The sequence below is a fragment of the Novosphingobium sp. BAM6 genome (genome assembly GCF_057784955.1).
The window spans coordinates 1-21,683 of the sequence record NZ_JBYNTR010000012.1 but is presented as its reverse complement, the minus strand read 5'-3'; the positions used below and the strand labels follow the sequence as shown (position 1 = coordinate 21,683).

The 21,683-nt window shown below is 62.2% G+C and carries 14 protein-coding genes and 1 pseudogene; 13 read left to right on the top strand and 2 right to left on the bottom strand.

Annotated features, from left to right (window positions below):
* Positions 1 to 107: 107 nt before the first annotated feature.
* Positions 108 to 743 (bottom strand): TetR/AcrR family transcriptional regulator, encoded by a 636-nt coding sequence (locus tag AC3EC3_RS17915; RefSeq protein ID WP_488490957.1) that lies wholly within the window; start codon positions 741 to 743, stop codon positions 108 to 110.
* Positions 744 to 1,294: 551 nt separating this feature from the next.
* Here AC3EC3_RS17915 and AC3EC3_RS17910 point away from each other — a divergent pair.
* The 9 genes from AC3EC3_RS17910 to AC3EC3_RS17870 all read left to right on the top strand — a co-directional run bounded on the left by AC3EC3_RS17910 (position 1,295) and on the right by AC3EC3_RS17870 (position 14,510).
* Positions 1,295 to 3,373: a TonB-dependent receptor family protein gene (locus AC3EC3_RS17910; protein WP_488490981.1), complete on the top strand. Its 2,079-nt coding sequence runs from the start codon at positions 1,295 to 1,297 to the stop codon at positions 3,371 to 3,373.
* A 76-nt stretch (positions 3,374 to 3,449) separates the two neighbouring features.
* Positions 3,450 to 4,829: an NtaA/DmoA family FMN-dependent monooxygenase gene (locus tag AC3EC3_RS17905; protein WP_488490956.1), complete on the top strand. Its 1,380-nt coding sequence runs from the start codon at positions 3,450 to 3,452 to the stop codon at positions 4,827 to 4,829.
* 54 nt (positions 4,830 to 4,883) lie between these two features.
* Positions 4,884 to 6,158, top strand: coding sequence for an acyl-CoA dehydrogenase family protein (locus tag AC3EC3_RS17900; RefSeq protein ID WP_488490955.1), 1,275 nt, complete (start codon positions 4,884 to 4,886; stop codon positions 6,156 to 6,158).
* Positions 6,155 to 7,285: an FMNH2-dependent alkanesulfonate monooxygenase gene (ssuD, locus tag AC3EC3_RS17895; protein WP_488490954.1), complete on the top strand. Its 1,131-nt coding sequence runs from the start codon at positions 6,155 to 6,157 to the stop codon at positions 7,283 to 7,285. The genes AC3EC3_RS17900 and ssuD overlap by 4 nt, the downstream gene beginning before the upstream one ends.
* Positions 7,282 to 8,490: an SfnB family sulfur acquisition oxidoreductase gene (locus AC3EC3_RS17890; protein ID WP_488490953.1), complete on the top strand. Its 1,209-nt coding sequence runs from the start codon at positions 7,282 to 7,284 to the stop codon at positions 8,488 to 8,490. Before ssuD ends, AC3EC3_RS17890 begins: the two co-directional genes overlap by 4 nt.
* A 16-nt stretch (positions 8,491 to 8,506) precedes the next feature.
* Complete coding sequence (locus AC3EC3_RS17885) at positions 8,507 to 11,272, top strand: ABC transporter permease subunit (RefSeq protein WP_488490952.1); 2,766 nt, start codon at positions 8,507 to 8,509, stop codon at positions 11,270 to 11,272.
* Positions 11,269 to 12,000 (top strand): ABC transporter ATP-binding protein, encoded by a 732-nt coding sequence (locus AC3EC3_RS17880; RefSeq protein WP_488490951.1) that lies wholly within the window; start codon positions 11,269 to 11,271, stop codon positions 11,998 to 12,000. The genes AC3EC3_RS17885 and AC3EC3_RS17880 overlap by 4 nt, the downstream gene beginning before the upstream one ends.
* Before the next feature lie 63 nt (positions 12,001 to 12,063).
* Positions 12,064 to 13,305, top strand: coding sequence for an ABC transporter substrate-binding protein (locus AC3EC3_RS17875; RefSeq protein WP_488490950.1), 1,242 nt, complete (start codon positions 12,064 to 12,066; stop codon positions 13,303 to 13,305).
* Positions 13,306 to 13,316: 11 nt separating this feature from the next.
* The gene (locus AC3EC3_RS17870; RefSeq protein WP_488490949.1) at positions 13,317 to 14,510 is read left to right on the top strand and encodes an acyl-CoA dehydrogenase family protein; all 1,194 of its coding nucleotides are present in this window, start codon (positions 13,317 to 13,319) and stop codon (positions 14,508 to 14,510) included.
* A gap of 259 nt (positions 14,511 to 14,769) precedes the next feature.
* On the opposite strand, the gene AC3EC3_RS17865 is transcribed toward AC3EC3_RS17870, so the two are convergent.
* Positions 14,770 to 16,146, bottom strand: coding sequence for a transposase (locus tag AC3EC3_RS17865; RefSeq protein ID WP_488490948.1), 1,377 nt, complete (start codon positions 16,144 to 16,146; stop codon positions 14,770 to 14,772).
* A gap of 452 nt (positions 16,147 to 16,598) precedes the next feature.
* Here AC3EC3_RS17865 and AC3EC3_RS17860 point away from each other — a divergent pair, with 452 nt between their 5' ends.
* The 4 genes and pseudogenes from AC3EC3_RS17860 to AC3EC3_RS17845 all read left to right on the top strand — a co-directional run.
* A complete protein-coding gene (locus tag AC3EC3_RS17860) occupies positions 16,599 to 18,173 on the top strand; it encodes a hypothetical protein (RefSeq protein WP_488490947.1) in 1,575 nt (524 codons plus the stop codon).
* An 8-nt stretch (positions 18,174 to 18,181) separates the two neighbouring features.
* The gene (locus AC3EC3_RS17855) at positions 18,182 to 19,288 is read left to right on the top strand and encodes an HlyD family secretion protein (protein WP_488490946.1); all 1,107 of its coding nucleotides are present in this window, start codon (positions 18,182 to 18,184) and stop codon (positions 19,286 to 19,288) included.
* Positions 19,285 to 20,679, top strand: a complete 1,395-nt coding sequence (locus tag AC3EC3_RS17850) for an efflux transporter outer membrane subunit (RefSeq protein ID WP_488490945.1) — start codon at positions 19,285 to 19,287, stop codon at positions 20,677 to 20,679. Before AC3EC3_RS17855 ends, AC3EC3_RS17850 begins: the two co-directional genes overlap by 4 nt.
* A 765-nt stretch (positions 20,680 to 21,444) precedes the next feature.
* Positions 21,445 to 21,683: pseudogene (locus AC3EC3_RS17845) on the top strand (group II intron reverse transcriptase/maturase); the annotation flags it as partial.

Here is a 21,683-nt window from a genome sequence, read left to right as displayed (position 1 = left end):
GCCGGCTACCAGGAAGTACGCTCGATGCGAAAGTTCACTGCGAGCTTGCTAATATCGCGTGGAGCGGGCCGCGGGAGACAGCACTTGAAGTACTGTCCGAACATGAATCATTCCGATTTGAACTGGGCCTCGATAAGCGCCGCAGCAATCAGTTTGGCCTCGCCAGCGGGCGCCGCACTGCCTGCGAAAAGCGCGTTGACGATTGCACCGTTCATGATGAGATCGAAACGATCGATAAAAGCTTCGGGGGCCGGTATTTCTGCAGCGACAGCGATGGCGCAAAGCTGCTCACGCAAGGGGCGCTTGTGGGCCATGGTGACGGCCATCAGCGCTTCGCTGCTATTGCGCACTTCCAGCACCGCATTCATCAAGGCACAGCCGAAATAATCGTCACGCTCGAACCACTCGGTAAGAATGTCGAACACCGCCAGCAAGCGCTGACGCGGCGGCAGTTGTAACGCCGCCAGACGGGAGAAGAACCAGGCGCGCCATGCCGCGCTCTCCCGCTCGAGCGCAGCGATGACCAATCCTTCTTTCGAGCCGAAATGATTGTAGATTGTCATCCGGGCCACGCCCGCTTCATGCACGATCGCGTCGATCCCGGTTGCCGCGATGCCGTCCCGACAAAACAGACGAATAGCTGCTTCTAGGACCGCCACTTGCGGCGTGGGCGCTTTGCCTCCCACCGACCCTTTGGAACGACGCAGCTCCCAAGGAGCCGCAGTGGGCAACAAACTATCCATGTCGTTTCACAACCAAATACCCTCGATCAGGGATTGCGCCCCTAGCCATGCGCGTTTGCATCGCCTGGGTCAACCGAGAGCCAAATAGACTGATCGTTCTATCTATCTTGGAGAGTAGCGACCATCAAGTGAGAGGCACTAAACAAAAGCTAATCCCAGGAACGAAAAAACTTTCTCGTTAAAGTCTACAATTTCAGTTGATATAGAACGATCGGTATAACGAAACCGGTGCCAAGTTCTGGGGACCCTTCGAAGGGAGCCAATTCCGGCCACAAGCGGAAGCGATGCCTTGGGCAAATCGCGTCCCGCTCCGGAAGATGCATGGCCAAGGCTGGCGCCCGTCCGGGTGCAGCACAAAACAGCTTCATTGGAGGAATTCCGTGTCTCTCAGACTTCGCGCATCGACGCGCGCCCATTTGTCACGCCTGGGTGCATCCGCCCCCCTAGGCCGAAGCCGCCTGCACGAAGCAGGGCGTGGCGAGCGCCGCCCGGCAATCACGATCACCAAAGCCTGCGCGCATGTGCTTGGGGGCAGTGCGCTGTTCCTGGTGATGACGTCTGCCGCTCATGCGGAAGACGATACGGATCCAAACGGCAAGGAACGGACCGAGATCACCGTGGTCGGTACCAAAAACCCGATCGCTGCCGCTGCCGAAAAATTGCAGGTCATCCCCGGCACCACAGCCGTGATCGACGCGAAGCGGATCGCTCAAGGCCGTGCTGCGACGCTGGAAGACACACTGTCCTTCCAGCCCGGCATTCTGGCTTCCGCCACCAGCGGCAGCACTGCCAACAAGATCTCGATCCGTGGGTCGGGCGCAGGCATGTTCTACGGCGGCAACAGCATCGGCCTGAAGTACCTCGTCGATGGTCTTACCATCAGTGGCGTTGCCGGCCTGCACGAAGATCGTCTCAACACCACCGGCTACCAGCGTACCGAAGTGCTGTATGGCGCGAATGCCTTCAGCTACGCGGCAACGGCGCTGGGCGGCGCCATCAATTTCGTCACCAATACCGGCATTTCGGCACCGGGTTTCATGGCGCATTTCGAAGGCGGCAGTTTCGGTACATTCAATGAGCAGATCAGCCAGGGTGGGACGTTCGACGGTGGCCGTGGCGACTATTACGTCACCTTGGCGCGAACCGACCGCAAGGGTTTTCAGGATCATACCAGAACCTGGCGCAACGATGCCGTGGCGAATGTAGGCTATCAGGTCAGCGACAAGTTCTCGGTGCGGATCATCGGCCGCTGGGATCAGGGGCAGCTGCATTACGGCGGCCTGCTGACCAAAGCCCAGATCAAGGACGATCCCTCGCAAAACCCGAATGACTGGGGCGAGCGTCGCGCCAAGGGCACGAAGATGGTCGGCATCAAGGCCACTTACGACTTCGACGACAAGTCGCAGCTCGAATATGGCGTTGCGTATAACAACTACCCGTTGTTCGTCGCCAAGGGCACGCTCCAGCCCAGCCTGTGGCGCTATACCGACATCAACAATTCACTGCGATATACCCGCGAAGACAAGCTGTTCGGTCGTCCGAGCAATTCGACCGTGGTGCTGAGCGACGTTCATCTGGTCAGCGGCGATGCGCGTTATTACACGACCACGGCTCCGGCAGACACCGGAGATCGCAGCGACTGGGATTTCCATCAGGAAACCAAGTACGGCGGTTCGCGCGATACCGTGCTCGCACTGGGCAACGATACTGAAGCGCTGGACGGCACTTGGCTGTCAACAGGGCTTTCGGTAATCTCGATCCACCGCAACGTCCGCATCACCGACCGCGCCGTCCCCGCTCCGGATCTGCAGGATGACATCGTCTACAACAAGACGTTCTTCGCCCCACGGTTTGGCGTGCGCCAGCATCTGCTGGACGGGCTGGATGCCTTTGCCAATTTCAGCCGCCTCATCGATCCGCCCGTGGTGTGGAACTACGAGGAGAAGGGCGGCAGTCCCTACAACGACACCGGCATGGTCGGACCGCAGCGTGCCCAGCGCGCGAATTCTGTCGAGTTCGGCGTCAAGGGCTCCAGCGGGCGCTTTCAGGGGAGCCTGACATTCTATCGCAGTTGGGTGAAGGACGAGATCCTGTCCGTCGTCGTCCAGGCGGCGACGTCGACGACGGCTGAAGTCGTCAACTGGTCGAACGCTAGCCCGACGATCCACCAGGGCATCGAAGCGGGCCTGACAACGAAGATCTTCGGGCTCGGACGCGACGATGGCCTGACGTTCCGCCAGGCGTTCACCGTGAACGATTTCCACTATCGCAACGACCCGACCTTCGGCGCCAACAAGCTGCCCTCGGTGCCCCGTACCGTCTATCAGGCGGACCTGCAGTACGACAGCCCGATCGGCATCTACACGAACCTGAACTACCGCGCCTCTTCCAGCTATTTCGTGGACTACGCCAATACGCTCAAGACCCCTGCCTACGGCATCTGGGGCCTGAAGGTCGGCTACGATCCGAAAGGCCAGAACTGGAGCGCCTTCCTCGACTTCCGCAACCTCACCAACCGCAAATGGGTGACCGCGGCCTACACGTCCTACGATCTGAAGGGCGTTGATTCCGCTGTGTTCTATCCCGGCGACGGCTTCAGCGTGTTCGCTGGCGCCACCATCCATCTCTGATCGCGACGTAACGGCCTGCGGCTCCACAAACCGGAGCCGCACGTCTCCTTTCCCTACCAGTTACAGGAGCCCCCCGATGTCCCGCAAGCTGATCTACAATGCCTTCCTGCACCTGACGCCAAACCACCATAGCCATGGGTACTGGCGCACCGAAGAAGGCAGCGCCCAATACGGCTACAGCAAGTTGCAGCCCTACATCGATGTCGTGAAGACGCTCGAACGCGGCAAATTCGATACGCTGTTCATCGCCGACGTCGTGGGTGTCTACGATTTGGAATATGGCGATGGCAAAGCGACCATTCGCGCAGGATCTCAGTTTCCCGAGCCTGATCCCGTCACTATCGTATCGGCGCTCGGCTATGTCACCGAGCATCTGGGCATCGCGGTAACCAGCAACATCATCCAGAGCCATCCCTTCACATTCGCCCGCCAGTTGTCCTCGCTCGACCACTTCACAGATGGCCGCATCGCCTGGAACATCGTGACCTCCTATCTGGCCAACGGCTTTCGCAACTACGGTTACGATACGATCACGCCGCACGATGATCGCTATGCCTGGGCGCAGGAATACATCGATGTGCTCTACAAGCTGTGGGAGCATTCGTGGGAAGACGGCGCCGTTCTGCACGACCCGGCCACCAACCGCTTCTTCGATCCCGACAAGATCCGCCGGATCAATCACGTGGGCGATCGCTACCGCGTCGAAGGCCCGCACATCGTCGAGCCTTCGCCGCAACGAACGCCGGTACTGTTTCAGGCCGGCAACTCGGTCGTCGGCCGCGACTTCGCGGTCCGCAACGCAGAAGTGACTTTTCTGCCTTCGGGAACGCCGGAGGCCGCACGCAAGGACATCGCCATCCTCGACGATCTTCTCCGGGCGCAAGGGAGGGATCCCAAGTCGCTCAAGAAGATCGTCATGCTCTCCACCGTCATCGGCGCCACGGAAGAGGAAGCCCGCCGTAAGCAGGCGCACCTTCGCGAGAATACCGATCTCGCTGCGCTTCAGGCCTTCTTCAGTGGCGGCATCGGCATCGACCTGTCCGCGATCGATCCGGATACGCCGCTTACCGAGCTGGCGGAAAAGGCTTCCGTCAGCGAGCACGTCCGTTCCGGCTTCCGCAACGTGCTGGATCAGGCCTCGAAAACCGGGATTTCCACCTGGCGCGAGTATCTGCTGGAGCGATCGGCACTCCCCGGCCGGTTTGCCGGAACGCCCGAACAGATCGCCGACGAGGTGGAGCGCTGGGCCGACGCCGGGGTAGACGGCTTCAACGTGGTCCCGATCAGCACCCTGGGCAACTGGTGGAACGAGTGGGTCGATCACGTCGTCCCGGTGCTGCAGAAGCGCGGCCTGCTCCAGCGTGAATACGCGCCGGGAACGCTGCGCCAGAAGCTGTTCGGCAGCGGCGATCATCTCCCCGCCGAACATCACAGCCGCAGCCTGACACTGGCCTGAGGTCGGTCCCTCCAAGGCTCGTCACCCTCTTTTCGCAATCCGAGGTGAACCTTCATGACTGTTACTGCACCAAAGTCCGCAAATGTCGCTGCGTCTGATCGCTTTGACTTTTCCGACATTCTCACCCGAATCCGGGAACAGGCCCCCAGACGCGATCGGGACCGCGAACTGCCCCGCGATGATGTGGCGGCACTCGCCGCGCGGGGCTTCGGCGCGGTCCGGCTTCCCGAAGAAGACGGCGGGGCCGGTTATTCAGTGCCGGACCTTGCCGATCTGCTGCTCGATCTGGCTGCGGCGGATTCCAATTTCCCGCAAATCTTCCGTGCCCATTTCATCTTCGTGGAATCGATCCTGCTCTCGCCCCCCACCCCGAGCAGGGCGCAGTGGATCAAGCGGATCGCGGCAGGCGCGATCATCGGCGGCGCACATACCGAGCGCAATATTGCCAACAGCGACCATTTCGAAACCCGTATCGAACACGATGCGGCACGTGGACCGCTTCTCTCCGGCGAGAAATTCTATTCGACCGGCTCGCTCTACGCCGACTGGATCGTGACCGTTGCCGAGGACGCGGGCGACGAATTGCGCAGTGTCGCGGTAGCCCACGATGCGACGGGCGTGGAGCTTCGGGACGACTGGAACGGCTTCGGCCAGCGGCTTACCGCCAGCGGGACCACACTGTTCCGGCAGGTCAGCATCAGCGAGGACGATTACCTTCCTCAGTTCGGGGCACTGGGGGCCTACGGGACATCGCTGGCACAGCTGTTCCATCTGATCGGCCTGGCCGGGATCGCCCGCTCCGCTCACCACGATGTGGTGGAATACGTGCGCGAAAGGCGCCGCTACTTCGCCCATGGCAGCGGGGTTCTGCCCAAGGACGATCCAATCGTGCAGGCGGTTGTCGGCGAGATCAGCTCTGCCGCCTACGTTGCAGCCATCGCCGTGCGCGATACGGCGGCAAAGCTGGGCGCACTCGTCGTCCTGCTGGCTGACGGCACCCCGGAAGACCACATCGTCAACCAGACCGAAGCCGACGTTTTCCGCGCCCAGTATTCGGTCATAACCACCGTGCTTGCCGCCACGACACGCCTGTTCGACGTTGGTGGTGCTTCAGCGCTTTATGCCGACCGCAACTGGGATCGATATTGGCGCAACGCCCGCACGCTTTCCAGCCACAACCCGGTGGATTTCCGGCTGAAGGCCATCGGCGATTACGAGCTGAATGACAGAACAGCCCTTCGCGCCTGGTACAGCGGCGTCGATCTCGGCAAACGTATTCCCGTCAGGCAGCCGCACGACAAGACCTCTCTTCAGGAGGTCAGCGAATGAGCGCCGAAGTCTTCTGGTATCTGCCTACGTCCGGCGATGCGCGTTATCTTGGCCGCTCGGACAGTGGCAGGCCTGCGACGCAGGACTACATGCGGCGTATCGCTGTCACGGCGGATGAACTGGGCTACGACGGGCTGCTGATCCCTACCGGCAGCAATTGCCTGGACCCTTGGGTAACCGCTGCAAGCGTCGCGTCGGCAACGCAGCGCATCAAGCTGCTGGTGGCACTGCGCACTTCGCTGGGCGGCCCCACCGCGTCGGCCCGGCAGGCGGCAACACTGGATCAGGCCAGCGGCGGACGCCTGCTGCTCAACGTCGTACCCGGAGGCGATGCGGCGGAACTGGCCGCAGACGGCGTGTTCCTCAACCATGACGAGCGCTACGCGGCTTCCGATGAATTCCTCACGGTCTGGAAGCGGCTGTTGCAAGGCGAGGTTGTCGATTTCGATGGAAATCACGTCCGCGTCCGGCAGGCGCGCAACCACTTCGAGCCCGTCACGCGCCCTTACCCTCCACTCTACTTCGGAGGGTCTTCCGAGGCTGCCCACGATCTTGCCGCACGTCACGTCGATGCTTACCTGACGTGGGGAGAGCCGCCCGCTGCCGTCGCGCAGAAGATTGCCGATGTGCGCGAACGCGCGGCACGCCATGGGCGCGTCGTAAATTTCGGTATTCGCCTGCATGTGATCGTGCGCGAGACGAATGCCGAGGCATGGGCCGCGGCAGAACGCCTCATCAGCCGTATTGATGACAACGACATCGCGCAGGCGCAGGCCAATTATGCCAAGATGGATTCGGTCGGCCAGCGGCGCATGGCCTCGCTCCATGCAGGCGATCGTTCGCGCCTCGAAGTGTCTCCCAACCTGTGGGCCGGCGTTGGACTGGTGCGCGGCGGTGCCGGCACCTCGCTGGTAGGTGATCCCGAAACGGTCGCTGCACGGCTGCAGGAATACGCCGACCTTGGTATCGGCACTTTTGTCCTCTCCGGCTATCCGCATCTGGAAGAGGCGATCCGCTTCGCTGAACTGGTCTTCCCGCTGCTGTCCGGCAAGGCGCCGGTGACCTTGCGCGAACGCTCGCTAACGGGCGGCGCTTTCGATATCCGGGCCGATGGGGTGAAGGCATGAGCGCGGCTGCCTTGCAAAACGCCGTGCCCGGGCAGATCGCCACGGCGGCGTCGGCCATCGCGATAGCCGACGCGCTAGCCGCCAGTTTCCTGCCCGGCGCCGGGGATCGGGACCAGCGCAAGCAGCTTCCCACCGCAGAACTGCAAGCCATCGCTGCCTCGGGCCTGCTGGGGGCGCCGATTGAAACCCGAGAGGGTGGTGCGGGCCTTTCCGCAGGCGTTCAGGCCGACATATTGCGACGGCTTGCCGTCGCCGATCCGGCGCTGGCGCAGACGTTGCTGCCGCATTTCGTCTTGCTCGGCGCCGTCGCCGGGCTCGCATCCCCTTCGTTGCGCCAGCGCATCTTCACCGAAGTCCTGGCCGGAGCCCGCATCGGCAACGCCCTGTCCGAGCGCGGTACGCAGCATGCCTGGAATCCGGAAACCCGTCTGGCCCGTCATGACGATATCTGGCGGTTGGACGGGCGTAAATACTACGCCACCGGGGCCCTGACCGCCGACTGGATCGGGGTCTCTGCCAAGGATCCTGAAGACCGGCTGGTGTTGGTCCTTCTCCCGCGGGAGACAGCGGGCATCACGCTTGCCGAAGACTGGACCTCGTTCGGTCAACGCGCCACCGTCAGCGGCACGGCCATATTCGAGGGTGTGCCGGTAAACGACGAGAATGTGCTTCCGTTGTGGCAGGCCTTCGAGGGGCCGTTCACAGGTGGTGCTTTCGATCAGTTGCTGCACGCTGCGATCGATCTCGGGATCGCTCGGGCCGCTCTCGATGACGCCGCCCGGTTCGTGCGAACACGCAGCCGACCGTGGTTCGAGGCGAACGTGCCGCGCGCTGCGGAAGAACCCGAACTGGTGGCACGGGCAGGGCAGATCGCCTCCCGCGTTCTGGTTCTGGAGGCGGCTTTCACGCAGACGGCGCTATTGCTTGATACCGTTCAGGCCGAACCGCTCGACAATGCTTCTGCCGCGCGTGCCTCCATCGCCGTGGCCGCGCTCAAAGTCGCCACCAGCGAAGTGGCGGTCGATACGGCCAGCGCCCTGTTCGAACTGGCTGGCACCAGCGCCACCGATGCCGCCCACGGCCTTGATCGCCATTGGCGCAATGCCCGCACGCACACGCTGCACGACCCCGTTCGCTGGAAGTACCGCCATATCGGCCGCTTCGTGCTTGATGGCATTCTGCCGCCACGACACCCCCTGATCTGACGTCGGAGCCGGAACCATGATCCACGCTATCGAATATGCGTTGTTGGGCCTGACAGCAGGTGGCGCCTACGCCCTTGTCGCGCTGGGGCTTATCGCGGTCCACCGCGGCACCGGCCTCATCAATTTCGCGCAAGGGGCTGTCGGCATGGCATCCACTTACGCTTTCTGGAAATTGTTTGCCCATGCCGGGTTACCGCTGTGGAGTGCGATCCTCCTTGGCATCACGACCGGGATCGTGATCAGCGTGCTGTTCTACGCGTTGGTCGGCCGCAAGCTGGTCAATGCGACGACGACAACCCGCATTCTGGTGACGCTTGGCCTGCTGATGTCGCTGCAGGCCGGTGTCCGCATCATCTGGACCAACACGCAGGAGCGGGTCACGCCCTTCCTGATCGACGGCGGCACCGTGATCGCCGAGGCAAGAGTGCAGTTCCTGGGGCTGCTGGTCACGGCGGTCGTCGTAATCCTGACCATCGCTTTGACGCTGCTGTTCGAGCGAACCCGCTTCGGCCGGATCACCACCGCTCTTCAGGACAGCCCGATGGGGGCACAGGCGCTGGGCTATTCTCCGCATCCCTGGGGCGTAGCGGCCTGGGCTATAGGCGGCGCCTTGGCGGCCATCGCCGGGATCCTGCTGGCCCCCATAACCGAAGTCGGGCCCACGGCCCTGAGCACCCTGATCGTCCCCGCCCTGGGCGCGGCGCTTATCGCGGGATTTCGCAAGTTCTGGCTTGCCGCGATTGTCGGGATTGCCGCGGGGATCGTGGAATCGCTGGCGATCGGCTTCAACATCGAGCCCGGTCTCGGCAAGTCGATCCCCGCTCTGGTAACGCTGGTGGCGCTGGTCATTACCGGCCGCAGTCTGCCAGGGCGCGGCACGCTGGATATCCGCAGACTGTTCCGTGTCGGCTCCGGCAAAATACAGCCCATCGGCATCGCGGTTTGCGCAGCCTTGCTGGTCGCTGCTCTTTATGGCGGGCTCGCCGACCGCTGGGCCGATGTGATCGCTGTTACCGGCATCTTTGCTCTGCTGGGGCTGTCGGTCGTGATCTCCACGGGATACGCGGGACAGATCAACCTCCTGCCGATCGGCCTTGCAGGCGCGACGACACTGCTGGCGGGCTGGATCAACCAGATCGGCGCTTCGCTGACCGAAACGCTTGTTGGCAGCATAGCCGTGGCAGCGATTTTCGGAACGGTGGTGGCGCTTCCAACGGTCCGTACGCGCGGCGTAGGGCTGACCATTGCTACGCTGGCCGTCGCGACGATATTGGAAAGCTGGGTCTTCCGGAGCGGTCTTTTCCTCAACGGTGTTGACGGCTGGGTCATCTCCAATGCCTCGATCCTGGGCGTCTCTTTCGACAATGCCCTTTATCCTGACCGTTTTGCCCTGTTGATCTGGGGCCTTGTGCTGACGGCTGCGCTGATAATCGCCAGATTGCGGAGCAGCCGTGCCGGTCGGCGTATCCTGGCAATGCGCGCGGACGAGCGCGCCGCAGCGGCCAGCGGCATTTCGGTGGGCGGTGCAAAGCTCGCCGCCTCGACGCTGGCCTCTGCTCTTGCAGGCATGGCCGGGGTTCTGCTGGCGCTGCAAAGCGGGACTGTAGGCGGCATGCGCTTCGGTGAAGGGCTGACCTATTCGGACTCGCTGGCAATCATCGCGATGACGGTACTGGGCGGTGCTGGCTACATCGTCGGCGGCATCCTTGCCGGGGTTTTCGCGCCCGGCGGTGTCATCGACCAGTTGCTGACGTTCAGTGCCTCGATCAACGACTGGCTTTCACTGGTGCTGGGCCTCAACCTGACATTCGTCCTGGTATCCGAGCCGGACGGCTTCGTCGCGCAAGTGTTGCGCGGGATCCGTCGTGTGAAGAAGCATGGCGAGGCATCAGTGCCAACGCCCGTGATCCAGCAACAGGCCGATCCGCATGTTTGGTCACCCCTTGCGCCTGTGGGCGCGCGCGCAGGTGAGACCGTGTTGCATGTCGAGAACCTGCAGGTTCGCTACGGATCAAGTCTGGCCGTCGACGGCCTCTCGCTCGACGTGCGTGCCGGTCAGGTTCTCGGCGTGCTGGGGCCGAACGGCGCGGGTAAAAGCACGCTGATCGATGCCATTTCCGGGTTCGTCCCGGCCTCTGGCAGCATACGCGTCACCGGCCATGACCTGTCACGACTGCCACCACACAAACGCGCGCGCTTCGGGCTGACCCGCACTTTTCAGGATCATCTGCTGTTCGAGGATCTCAGTGTCCGGGAGAATTTGCTGGTCGCGGCCGAACCACAGGACGCGCTCGCTTACGTGACTGGTCCGGCCCGCCCCACTGGCCGGCGTGAAATTCAGGTCGCCGAAGCCGCCGCCAGCGTCACGGGACTATCGGATCACCTCGATTCTCTGGTCGAAAGCCTCTCGCTCGGCTGGCATGCGCGTGTCACCGTGGCGCGCGCTCTGGCTGCACGTCCGCGTGTGTTGATGCTTGATGAACCTGCCGCTGCACTCAGTGCCGAGGCACGTCGGCACATGACGACGCTGATCAAGCGGGTTGCGCGCGAACTGAATATCGGGGTCTTGCTGGTCGAACATAACCTCGACGTGGTGCTCGATGCCTGTGACGAAGCCGTGGTGCTGGATGCCGGGCGCGTTTTGGCGCGGGGCACGCCGCGCGATGTGCTCGCCCGCGATGACGTGAAGCGCGCTTACCTCGGTGCCCCGCCCGATGAAGTCCCGGAGCGCGTGCCTCTGGCATCCCCTATTCCTCATTCTCAGGAAGTGAGCCCGCTATGAAGGAAACCCCACTTCTCTCGCCGGATCGTCCTGCACCTGCTTTGTCCGTGCGCGGATTATGCGCTTCCTACGGTCGCCGCCAGGTGCTTCATGGCATTGATCTCGATGTCGGGCCGGGCGAGGTACTGGCGCTGCTCGGGCGTAATGGCGCGGGCAAGTCCACTGTGCTTCTAGCCATCGCCGGTTTCCTGGCCACGACTGCCGGAGAAATCCTGCTGCACGGCCAGCCGCTATCGGGCCCGGCCTACAAGCGGGCACGAACCGATGTGGGGCTCGTGGTGAAGGGCCGCAGTCTCGCGGCTTCGCTGACCGTGCGCGCAAACCTGCAACTCGCCGCTGTCACTGCAAACGCTTTGCTGGAGCTCTTTCCCGAACTGGAGCATCGTCTCGATGTTCCGGCAGGGCAACTCAGTGGCGGGGAGCAGCAGATGGTCGCCGTGGCGCGAGCGCTGCTGCGGCGACCCAAGATCGTGCTGCTTGATGAGCTGACCTTCGGTCTCAGCCCGGCCATGGCGGTTCGTGTCGTCGATGCCGTTGTACACCAGGCGCGTCACGATGGCGTCGCCGTGCTGGCGGTGGAGCAACACCTGCACGTTGCCGAACGAATTGCCACCCACGCCGCTGTGATCGGCGATGGACTCGTTCGCCTCCACGTCCCGCGGGAGGAACTGGCTCGCCGGGGCGACGAGATTGAACGCATTTACCTGGGGCGGCCGCCAGACGTGTGAAGCCACGCCCCCTCAATCTTTCGACACCTTCCTGTTTGACTTTCCATGTTCGGAGAACACGCCATGAGCCGTGCCCGTTTTTCCGCTTCGCATACCGGTGCTCTTGCCTTGCTGGCACTTGGCACCGCCTTGACCGCCTGTTCCAATAACGGTCAGGGAACGTCTGACCACGCCGTCAAGATCGGCATGATCCTGCCGGAGACAAGCTCCCCCTTCGCCGCGACCGACCCCAGTGCAGTCGCCCGGATTGCGGTAAAAGCGGTCAACGACACCGGCGGCATCCGCGGGCGAGCCCTTGAGGTTCTGGTCTGCGATACCAAGGGTCAGGCTGCCGCCAGCCTGGCCTGCGCCCGCAAGCTGGCGGACGAAGGCGTGGTCACGTTCATCGGTGGCAGCAGTGCTAGCGGCGTCGACCGCATCAGCCGTGCAAAAGGTATCGTCAACTGGTTTCCGATGGGTAGTCTTCCGTCCGATGTGAAGAATCCGCTGTCTTTCATCACGGCACTCAACTCGGCAGGTGCGGCACAGGGCACGTACCTCGGGGCGAAGCGTTTTGGCGCGAAGTCCGGCGTTTTTGTGACCATGACGGGTAACGTCACTTATGCCGAGACGGCGAAGTTCGGATATGCGCGCGCGGGCGTGAAAAACGTCACGGTGATCGAGATCCCGCCTGCCACCACCGATTTCGCCCCTTATATCGCCCGGATCAGAAGCCTTCATCCTGATGTCTGGGGCGGCATGCTTTATCCCCCTAGTCAGCAAACGCAGCTTGTTGAAGCCGCAGTCGCGCAAGGTCTCGCTATCCCGTTTGTCGGCAGCAACAACGTCATCGAAAATGCGACGATCTCGGCGCTGAGCGCCGCGCCGTTCCCCAACTCCATCGCGCTGGAAAAGGGCGAGGATGCCGCCCGCTTCCCGATATGGAAGGAATATCTGCGCCAGCTGGCCAAGTACGATCCACAAGGCAAAGTCACCAGCCCTACCGATGGGTCAGTGACCACGGACTGGTATGCGGTGTGGTCGTTCGCCCAGATCGCGCGCAAGCTGGATAAAGTCAGCGCCGATAGCTTCCGCGATTACGTGAGCCACGCGAAGAGCTTCGGCCCGGACATCGGCTCCACGCTGCTGCATCCTATCGATTTCACCGTACCCTCTGCTGCCAGCAACATCGGACAGCCCCGGCAGGCGAATGTGTGGGCATTCCAAGGTCACATCGAGCACGGACGAGAAATCGTCGATGAGGCAACGCCCTTCAGCGTCTGGGAAAACACACCCGTCAAGCCGCTCCCTTCCTCGGCCCGTTAAGGAGATATCGGATGTCCCGTACCATCTTGATCGAAACCGTCCCCGAAATCGAAACGCTAGAGCAGATCATCGCAGATCTCGCGTCTGATGCGCCTCGGCGGGACCGGGAGCGTGAGTTGCCCGCGCTCTATGTGAAGCGCCTGCTGATTTCCGGTCTCGGTTCGTTGCGCGTGCCCCAAGAATTCGGCGGGCGCGGCAGCACCATCGGCGAACTTGCCGATGTCCTGATTTCACTGGCTGCAGCGGATTCGAACCTGGCGCAGATATTTCGCGGTCATCTTGGGTTCGTGGAGTTACTGTTAGCCTGGCCCCGGACACCCGCATCGCAGGCCTTGCTGAAAGCGGCTGGCGAGGGCCAGTTGTTTGGCCCCGCCGCGTCCGAAAAAGCCCGCCCGGATAGCGGGGCGACCACACCATTCGATATTCGTACGACGTTGAACGAAGATGCTGACGGGCTGTGGCTGTCAGGAGAAAAGTATTACACCACAGGGAGTCTCTTTGCTGACTGGATCAACGTTCTTGTCCGCACCGAAGACGGTTTCCTCGAAGTCGTCGTCGCTCGCGATGCGCCCGGAGTGTCGGTGATCGACGACTGGAACGGGTTCGGCCAGCGCCTGACCGCAAGCGGGACAGCAACCTTCGATCGCGTCGCCGTAGACCCCCAGAATGTGTTCGCGCACTCCGACCCCGACATTTTCCGGTATATACAGGCCTTCTATCAATTCGTGCATGTCGCGACCCAGGCCGGAATCGCGACCCGAGCAAGCCGTGACATTACGCAGGTCGTTCACGGGCGAACCCGATCCTATCCCTTGGCGTCGACCGCGAGCCCCAGGGAAGATCCGCAAGTGCTGGGTGTCATCGGCGAAGTGGAGAGCCGCGCCTATGCTGCGCGCGCCACGGCTCGACAACTGGCGACAGATCTGGATGCGTTCACGTCCCTTCCCACCGAACTCCCTCGGGGCGTATTGCTTGAAAATGCGGAGTTGGCAGCAGCAGCAGCGCAAGTTTCCAATACGCGTTTGGTAGGGGAAGCGGCATGGCTGCTGTTCGATGCGGGAAGCGCATCGTCGATTGAAACGGACAGCAGGCTCGACCGACATTGGCGCAATGCACGTGCGGTATCATCGCACAACCCTACGATTTACAAAGCTGCACGCATCGGGAGTATCCTCATCGATCAATATGATGCAGCGATTTCGTGATGGGTCTCGCGTACTGTTGTGATGAACCTTGGTGACGTGGAACCTTATTTGGTGCCGAGGTCGCCAAATCTGCTGGTCTTTGAGCGGACCGTCTCTTCACGGCCCGTTTTGGGTGTCCAGAAAAGGAAAGCTGCCCATCCGCACCTAGGCAACGGAAAGGCGTCTTTGAACGACCATAAAGGGTGGATAGTGTTGAAGAAGTCGATCTTCGCCGGATACTGGGATCGACGCGGGAATGGCCTGAATGACGTTTTGACCTTCAGCCCATTGCTGGTTGAGCCTTCATCGGCAGAAGCTTGGCCATCTTGCGGAGGTTCTGAGCGGTAGCGGCGAGGAGGAACTCGTCATTTGCTCCATTTGGCCCACGCAGGCGCAACCGGTCCAGCTTCAGTATGCGCTTGAGATGCGCGAACAGCATCTCGACCTTCTTTCTTTCCCGGCGTGAAGTGACATAGGCGTCGGTCAGCGCCAGATCGCGGGCCAGATCGCGAGCGCCTTCATGGACTGAACGCAGGATTTTGCGGACGGGCTGGCCCGGGCAGCAGTCCGGCTTGAGCGCGCAACCGTCACAATCGGCTTTGGACGCGCGATATCGCATGAAGCCATCCTGATCGACACCGGAACGCGCTGTGGCGAAGTTGCGATGCTGCCGCTTCAGATCCTTTTCCCCCGGGCAGACATAGACATCGCGCTTATGCTCGAAGCGTAAGGCGGATCGCTGGAAGCTGCCGGTGCGCCTGTTGCTATGATCAAAGACCGGGATATGCGGCTCGATCCCTTTCTCGTGCACCAGCCACGCTAGGTTTTCTGCAGAGCCATAGGCGGTATCCGCCGCCAGTCGCGCAGGCCAGACTTTGAACCGGTCTTGGACGCGATCGATCATCCGCCGTGCGGCAGTCAACTCAGCCTGACGCACCGCCGTGCTCGCTTCCACATCCATGATGACGGCGTTCTTCAGGTCGATCAGATAATTGGTGCAGTAGGCGAAGAACGCCTGACCGCCCTTGGCGCTGGTCCAGCGCGCGGCAGGATCGGCAGGCGACAGGAACTTCGGGACGACAGGCGTCGCGGCGCCAAACGCGGCATTGTCGAGAACGGCCAGATACTCGTTCACAGCATGGTTGGTCGCCTCCGGCGGCAAGGGCTCACCGCCGCGAACCCCGCGCTGGCGATTGGCGTCGGCTGCGATCAGGCTCGCATCGACGGCAAAGCCTTCACCGCCGACCAGTCCCTCTGTCATGCAGCGCTCTACCGTCGTCTCGAACAGCTTGCGCAACAGATCACTGTCGCGGAACCGGCCATGGCGGTTCTTGGAAAATGTCGAGTGGTTGGGCACATCGCCTTCCAGTCCCAGTCTGCAAAACCAACGATAGGCCAGATTGAGGTGTACCTCGTCGCATAACCGGCGTTCCGAGCGGATCCCCATGCAGTAGCCGATAAGCAGCATCCGGATCATCAGTTCCGGATCAATCGAAGGGCGACCTGTCTCGCTGTAATAGGGCTGCAAATGCTCGCGAATGCCGGACAGATCGACGAACCTGTCAATCGATCGCAGCAGATGTCCTGCCGGTACGTGCCGTTCTAGGTTGAAGCTGTAAAACAGCGCCTCTTGCGCCACCGTCCGCTCGCCCATCATCGGTCTGTCTCCGTCCTGCGAGAACAGTGAATCAGACCCCGAAGACTACTTCAAGCCCGAGTTTTTCAACACTATCGGTCGGCTTCAGTCAGAGCAGGACCGGGTCGCCATGCCCGACGCTCTTGTGCAGACGCCTGCAGGCCATTGTATCTAACCTCTGGTCTCTCTTTATGATCGGGGAGCCAGAAAGCGGGTCACTATCGCCATCAATAAGATGGGCAGCCCATGAAACAAACTCTGGAAAGGTGCGTTGCCCAGCGAGATCAAAGTCACGCGCTCTTGCCAGCATGACAGGAAAGGAGAGAAGCACGCATTTATAGGGGGACGGGCACGCGATTTGACGACCTCGCGTTTTGTGCCCGATCTCCGGAGATGGCAGATGGTGGGCATGGGTTTTAGGGTAGTATCGAGCGAGTTCACCGGCGCCTCAGCAGTGGCAACGGGTTGGTTGCATGACATCTGATCTGCGCCATGCCCGGATATCTCCTGCACTCCGCCCGACGATGCCGAGCGGGCCTTATCTCTTTCCCATCGGGCCAAAGCTGAAGATAGCCTATGTCATCTGCGCCATCAGCATCGCCACGCTCGCGACGTTCGGTGAGTTTCTGTTTGCGACCGATATTGCCTATCTGGCAGGCCCGCTTCATCTGACCAGCGCGCAGGCGACTTGGGCAACGGCGCTCTACTACGGCTTTGGAGCCAGCAACGCGCTCTTCGTCATTAAGGGACGGATGCAGTTCGGCACTACGCGCTTCTTCCATATTGTCATTAGCATCTATGCGGCGACGTCGCTGCTGTTTTTGTTGTATCCCACCTTCGTCACGCTGCTGCTGAACCGGGCCGCGAACGGTGCGGTCTACTCGATGGCGATTGCCATGGCTGTCTATTACATGCTGGTGGTCGTGCCGGCAGACAAGCGCTTCCGCGCGCCAATGACCGCTATCGGGGCATTGCTGGCCTCTTCCTCTTTAGTGGGCTTCGTACCGGTCGAGACGATCGCCGAAAATGGCGCGCTGGGGTTCAGGCTGATCTGCCTCGCTGCACCCTGTGCCATGCTGGCGCTGACGCTGCTGTTCCCGCTGACCCCAACGGATCGCTACAAGGTATTTTCGCCAGGCGATTTCGTGACGATTGCTATGGCGGTGCCTGGCGTTCTGTTGCTGGCAGGGGCATTGGCGCAGGGGCGCACGTACTGGTGGTCGCAGGCCCCGTGGATCGGCTGGATGCTGGCGGGCGGGATCGCTCTGGTGGCCGCAGCCATGATCCGCGAGCATCGCCGCGGCCACCCCCTACTCCAGATTGAGTGGATGACCTCGCGCCAGTTCCTGATGCTGATCTTTGTCGTTGTGTTCGAACGGATCGGCCTCGCCGAGCAGACCACCGGCATGCGCGGGTTGATGGCGGCCTTGGGTTTCGACAGTGACCAGCTTCACCTGATGTCGCTGGCCTCGCTACTGGGGCAGGTTACAGGTGTCGTCCTTCTCGCCCGCTTCTTTCAGCCTGAGCGGGCAGGATGGATCATGCTGATCTGTATGCTGGCAACAGCGGGCGCGGCATGGTTCGACGGTGGCCGCAACGGCTTCGTGACGCCGATGGACGTTTTGGTCACGCAATTCGTGATCGGCGGTGCGAGCGTGGCCTTCGTCGCGTCCGGCCTGCTGTTCATGGTCGGCAAGGTCATGAGCAGCGGCCCGCACAATCTGGTGACGATGATCCTGATGTTTGCCTTCACGCAGAACATGGGGGGGCTGATCGGCTCAGCGCTGATCGGCAGCTACCAGTTCGTGGCACAGCAGGATGCCTTGACGGTGCTGGCGTCATGGAGCCCACTTGCCAGCCCCTTCGCCGCATCGGGCGGTGATGCCGCCGCAACCGGCGCGGCCACGATAACCTCCGGCGCGGGCGTTTTCGGATATCTGGACGCCTTTCGCTTCGTAGGCGTTCTGACCGCGAGCGGAGCGGCCTGCCTGTTTGTCTACATGCTGGTGATGCGCGGCATCGCACGCTGGGAAAGAGTGGAACCTTGAGCGAAGACATGACGCCGCCGAACGATGACGCCGATGCCCCGGTCAACTGGACGCCCCCTAAGAAGCACCCGCTGACGTGGGTGATTATCGCGGTGCTGGCACTGGTCGCAGTGCTGGCCGTGCTTGCAGCTTGGGGGCTCTGGCCGTTTCGTGGGATAGGGCCGCAGACCGACAACAGCTATGTCCAGGGGCGCACGACAGTGATCGCGCCGCAGGCGACCGGCTATGTGACCAAGGTTTACGTGAGCGATTATGCCATGGTTCATAAGGGACAGGTCCTGCTGGAGATCGATCCGAGTACGTATCGCGCGCAAGCCCGGCAGGCCGCCGCGCAAGTCGAAGTAGCCCGCGCCAATCTTGCCAATAATGTGCAGCAGCAGGCCAGTGCTGCGGCGCAACTGGCAGGCCAGCAGGCAGGGCTGGAAAAGGCGCAGGCCAGCGAACGCAAGGCAGCAGCGGATTTTCAGCGGGCAAAGGCGCTCGTTGGTGATGGCAGCGTCTCGCAGGCCGATCTGGATGCAGCGGCCATGGCCTATCATGCCGCACGCTCGGCCTTGAACGAGACCCGCGCACAGATCCGCATCGCGCAGGAGAACCTTGAGACGGCGCATGTCGATCGCACCCAACTGGCAGCCCAGCTTGACGCCGCGAAGGCTGGCCAGCTTTCCAGCGATATCGACCTCTCACGTACCCGCATCGTCGCGCCCGAGGATGGCCAGTTGGGACGTGTCACCATTCACCTTGGCCAGTTGGTTGCCAGCGGAAGCCAGTTGTTCACGCTGATCCCGCGCGGCGCCTGGGTGATCGCGAACTACAAGGAATCGGATATCGCCAACGTGCGGCTGGGGCAGCGGGTGTGGTTCACCGTCGATGCGCTGGGCGGCGCGAAGCTGCGCGGGCGGGTAACGCAGATCGCCCCGGCGACGGCAGCGGAGTTTTCCGCTGTCAGTCCCAGCAATGCGGTGGGCAACTTCGTGAAGATCCCGCAACGCATTGGTATCCGCATCTCTCCCGATATCGACCAGCCGCTGGCTGCGCGGCTGCGGCCGGGCATGTCGGTAGAAACCAGGATCGACACGACCACCCCGGTTCGCCAAGCGGAGCGGGGCTCGTGAAGGCCGTATTCGCTTCACGCGGGACGGTATTGCTCTTGTCGACAGCGGTTTCGCTGGTGTTGAGTGGCTGCATGGGGCCACGGCCCCAGCCCCCTGCCGATGCGCAGGTCCGTGCTCCGCAAGCGTGGCGAGCAGACCCCGACATGGCAGGTGTCGATATCGATCCCGAGTGGTGGAAGCAGTTGGGCGACCCGGTACTGTCAGGGCTGGTCACGCAGGCCCTTGCGCACAATACCGATCTCGGACAGGCCGCTGCTCGTGTCGAGCAGGCCGCAGCGCAAGTCAAAGGCACGCGCAGCTATCAATTGCCGCAAATAAGTGCGGGTGCAACCGGCTACCCGCGTGAACGTATCCTCAGCCAGACCACGCTCGTCGGCGTCGATCTGACGCAGTATCAGGCGCAGGCCTCGGTGAATTACGAAGCCGATATCTTCGGCAAGCTGCGCAGCCAGACCGCCGCCGCGCAGGCGCAATACCTGGCCCAGCGCGCCACTCAGGACGGCGTGCGCATTGCCGTCGTCGCCTCGGTCGTCGCGGACTACTGCCAGCTTCGCGCGCTGGACGCGACGCAGCAGGTCCTGGACGATACCCATGCCAGCCTGGCGCGCGAACTGGCCATGCGCCAGCACCAGCGCGCCGTCGGCCAGATTGGGCAGGACGTGGTCCTCCAGGCAGATGCCGCACTGCATCAGGTCGAGCTGCAACAGGCGCAAATGACGCAGCAGATGGTCGAGCAGGAGAACGCGCTGGCGCTGTTGCTGGGAGAGAATCCGCAGGCGATCCCCCGCGGCGCATCGCTGATGGATCTGCCGCTCCTGCCCGCCGTCGGCCAGTTGCCATCGCGGTTGTTGCGCCGCCGTCCGGACATCGCGGCAGCGGAGGAGCAGCTGATCGCCGCCGACCATTCGCTCAGCGCGTCGCGGGCGGCGTTCCTGCCGGACTTTTCGCTGGGCGGTACATTGGGCCGCACCAATGCCGACGTCTATCCGGGACCGGTCAACCTGTGGTCGCTGTTCGGCAGCGTGCTGGCGCCGCTCTTCGAAGGCGGGCGCCTGCGCGCGAACGAGGATGCTGCAGCCGCCCGGCGTGACGAGGCAGCCTACGCCTATCGCGCCATTGCGCTCGATGCCTTCCGCGAAGTCGACGATCAGCTCAGTGCGCTCAAGCAGACCGCTCGGGAAGAGAAGGCTGCCGTAGCCTCGCGCGATGCCGACGCCGGTGTCTACGATCACGCGCGGCATCGCTTCGATGTAGGACAAGGCGACTATTTCGACGTGATCGATGCCCAGAGGACTTTACTTCAAGCGCGCCTCGGCCTGATACAAGCCCGCAGTGCGCGATTGCTAGCGACCGTGAGACTCTATCAGGCCGCAGGCGGTGGCTGGAAATAGTTTCGGCGCAACGAGAAATAACCTCGTCATAGCCTTCCCCAAGGACACATCACCGGCCTGAAACTAGGCGTTCATCCGATCTATCGTCGGCGAACAAACGGCAGGCCACGGCGAACCCGACCGTTCTTCTAGCGAATGAGGAAAAACAGTGCCTCGTCGACACCCGCCAGAATAGCTGTAAGTCCGGACCTAGGCGCCAAAAATTTGGCGCCTGAACGGCAATAATGGGTGTGCGCCGTGAAAAGGCGGCACTTTCTAGTGGGTGAGAGGCCTACCCGGCGATGCTCCAGCCGGAAGCGACCGGGGCAGGCATGGAGGTGACGAAATGTCTGAAGCCCCCGGATAACGGTCACGTAGGTGATCGTGCGAGCGTACAGGCCGTAACGTGAGTGAACGCTGAGCAATCCTCGAAAATGCCGATGTGCAGGCCGACCCGTCAACCCATACGGGGAAGGCTGATATGATGGGCGAGTCTGAGCGACGCTTGAGCCCGTCTGCTGCGCCGGGGTAGTGGCGACAGCATGTACGCAAGGAAAGTGCACGCAACACGGGAAGCCCCATGGCGTGCCGAGTGATCGGCAACCGGACGCCCGCGAGGGAGGGAAGGGCGCGATGGGGTGGCGGAGAGGTCCGTAGTACCGAGGAAGCCGGGTAATGCCGGTGGAGGGAAGGGGCCTCAGTTCAAGATGAACGCAACACGTGGTGAGGGGCAGGAGATTGGGTAACCTATCAACTCCGATAAGCGTCCAGAAACTGCAGAAGGCGTTGCACGCGAAAGCGAAGGCAGAAGTCGGCTACCGGTTTTACGCGCTGTACGACAAGATCAGCCGCGATGACATTCTGGCCCATGCCTACGCCCAGTGTCGTTCCAATAAGGGCGCGCCGGGTGTGGATGGACAGGACTTTGCGGATATCGAGGACTACGGCGTCGAGCGGTGGCTGGCGGAACTGGCGCTGTCGCTCAGGAAGGAGACGTACCGACCGGAACCGATCAGACGGGTCTA

Bases quoted from the DNA above. Each gene is read 5' to 3' on its own strand.
- AC3EC3_RS17915 (WP_488490957.1), bottom strand. From the start codon at position 743: ATGGATAGTTTGTTGCCCACTGCGGCTCCTTGGGAGCTGCGTCGTTCC.
- AC3EC3_RS17910 (WP_488490981.1), top strand. From the start codon at position 1,295: ATGACGTCTGCCGCTCATGCGGAAGACGATACGGATCCAAACGGCAAG.
- AC3EC3_RS17905 (WP_488490956.1), top strand. From the start codon at position 3,450: ATGTCCCGCAAGCTGATCTACAATGCCTTCCTGCACCTGACGCCAAAC.
- AC3EC3_RS17900 (WP_488490955.1), top strand. From the start codon at position 4,884: ATGACTGTTACTGCACCAAAGTCCGCAAATGTCGCTGCGTCTGATCGC.
- ssuD (WP_488490954.1), top strand. From the start codon at position 6,155: ATGAGCGCCGAAGTCTTCTGGTATCTGCCTACGTCCGGCGATGCGCGT.
- AC3EC3_RS17890 (WP_488490953.1), top strand. From the start codon at position 7,282: ATGAGCGCGGCTGCCTTGCAAAACGCCGTGCCCGGGCAGATCGCCACG.
- AC3EC3_RS17885 (WP_488490952.1), top strand. From the start codon at position 8,507: ATGATCCACGCTATCGAATATGCGTTGTTGGGCCTGACAGCAGGTGGC.
- AC3EC3_RS17880 (WP_488490951.1), top strand. From the start codon at position 11,269: ATGAAGGAAACCCCACTTCTCTCGCCGGATCGTCCTGCACCTGCTTTG.
- AC3EC3_RS17875 (WP_488490950.1), top strand. From the start codon at position 12,064: ATGAGCCGTGCCCGTTTTTCCGCTTCGCATACCGGTGCTCTTGCCTTG.
- AC3EC3_RS17870 (WP_488490949.1), top strand. From the start codon at position 13,317: ATGTCCCGTACCATCTTGATCGAAACCGTCCCCGAAATCGAAACGCTA.
- AC3EC3_RS17865 (WP_488490948.1), bottom strand. From the start codon at position 16,146: ATGATGGGCGAGCGGACGGTGGCGCAAGAGGCGCTGTTTTACAGCTTC.
- AC3EC3_RS17860 (WP_488490947.1), top strand. From the start codon at position 16,599: ATGACATCTGATCTGCGCCATGCCCGGATATCTCCTGCACTCCGCCCG.
- AC3EC3_RS17855 (WP_488490946.1), top strand. From the start codon at position 18,182: ATGACGCCGCCGAACGATGACGCCGATGCCCCGGTCAACTGGACGCCC.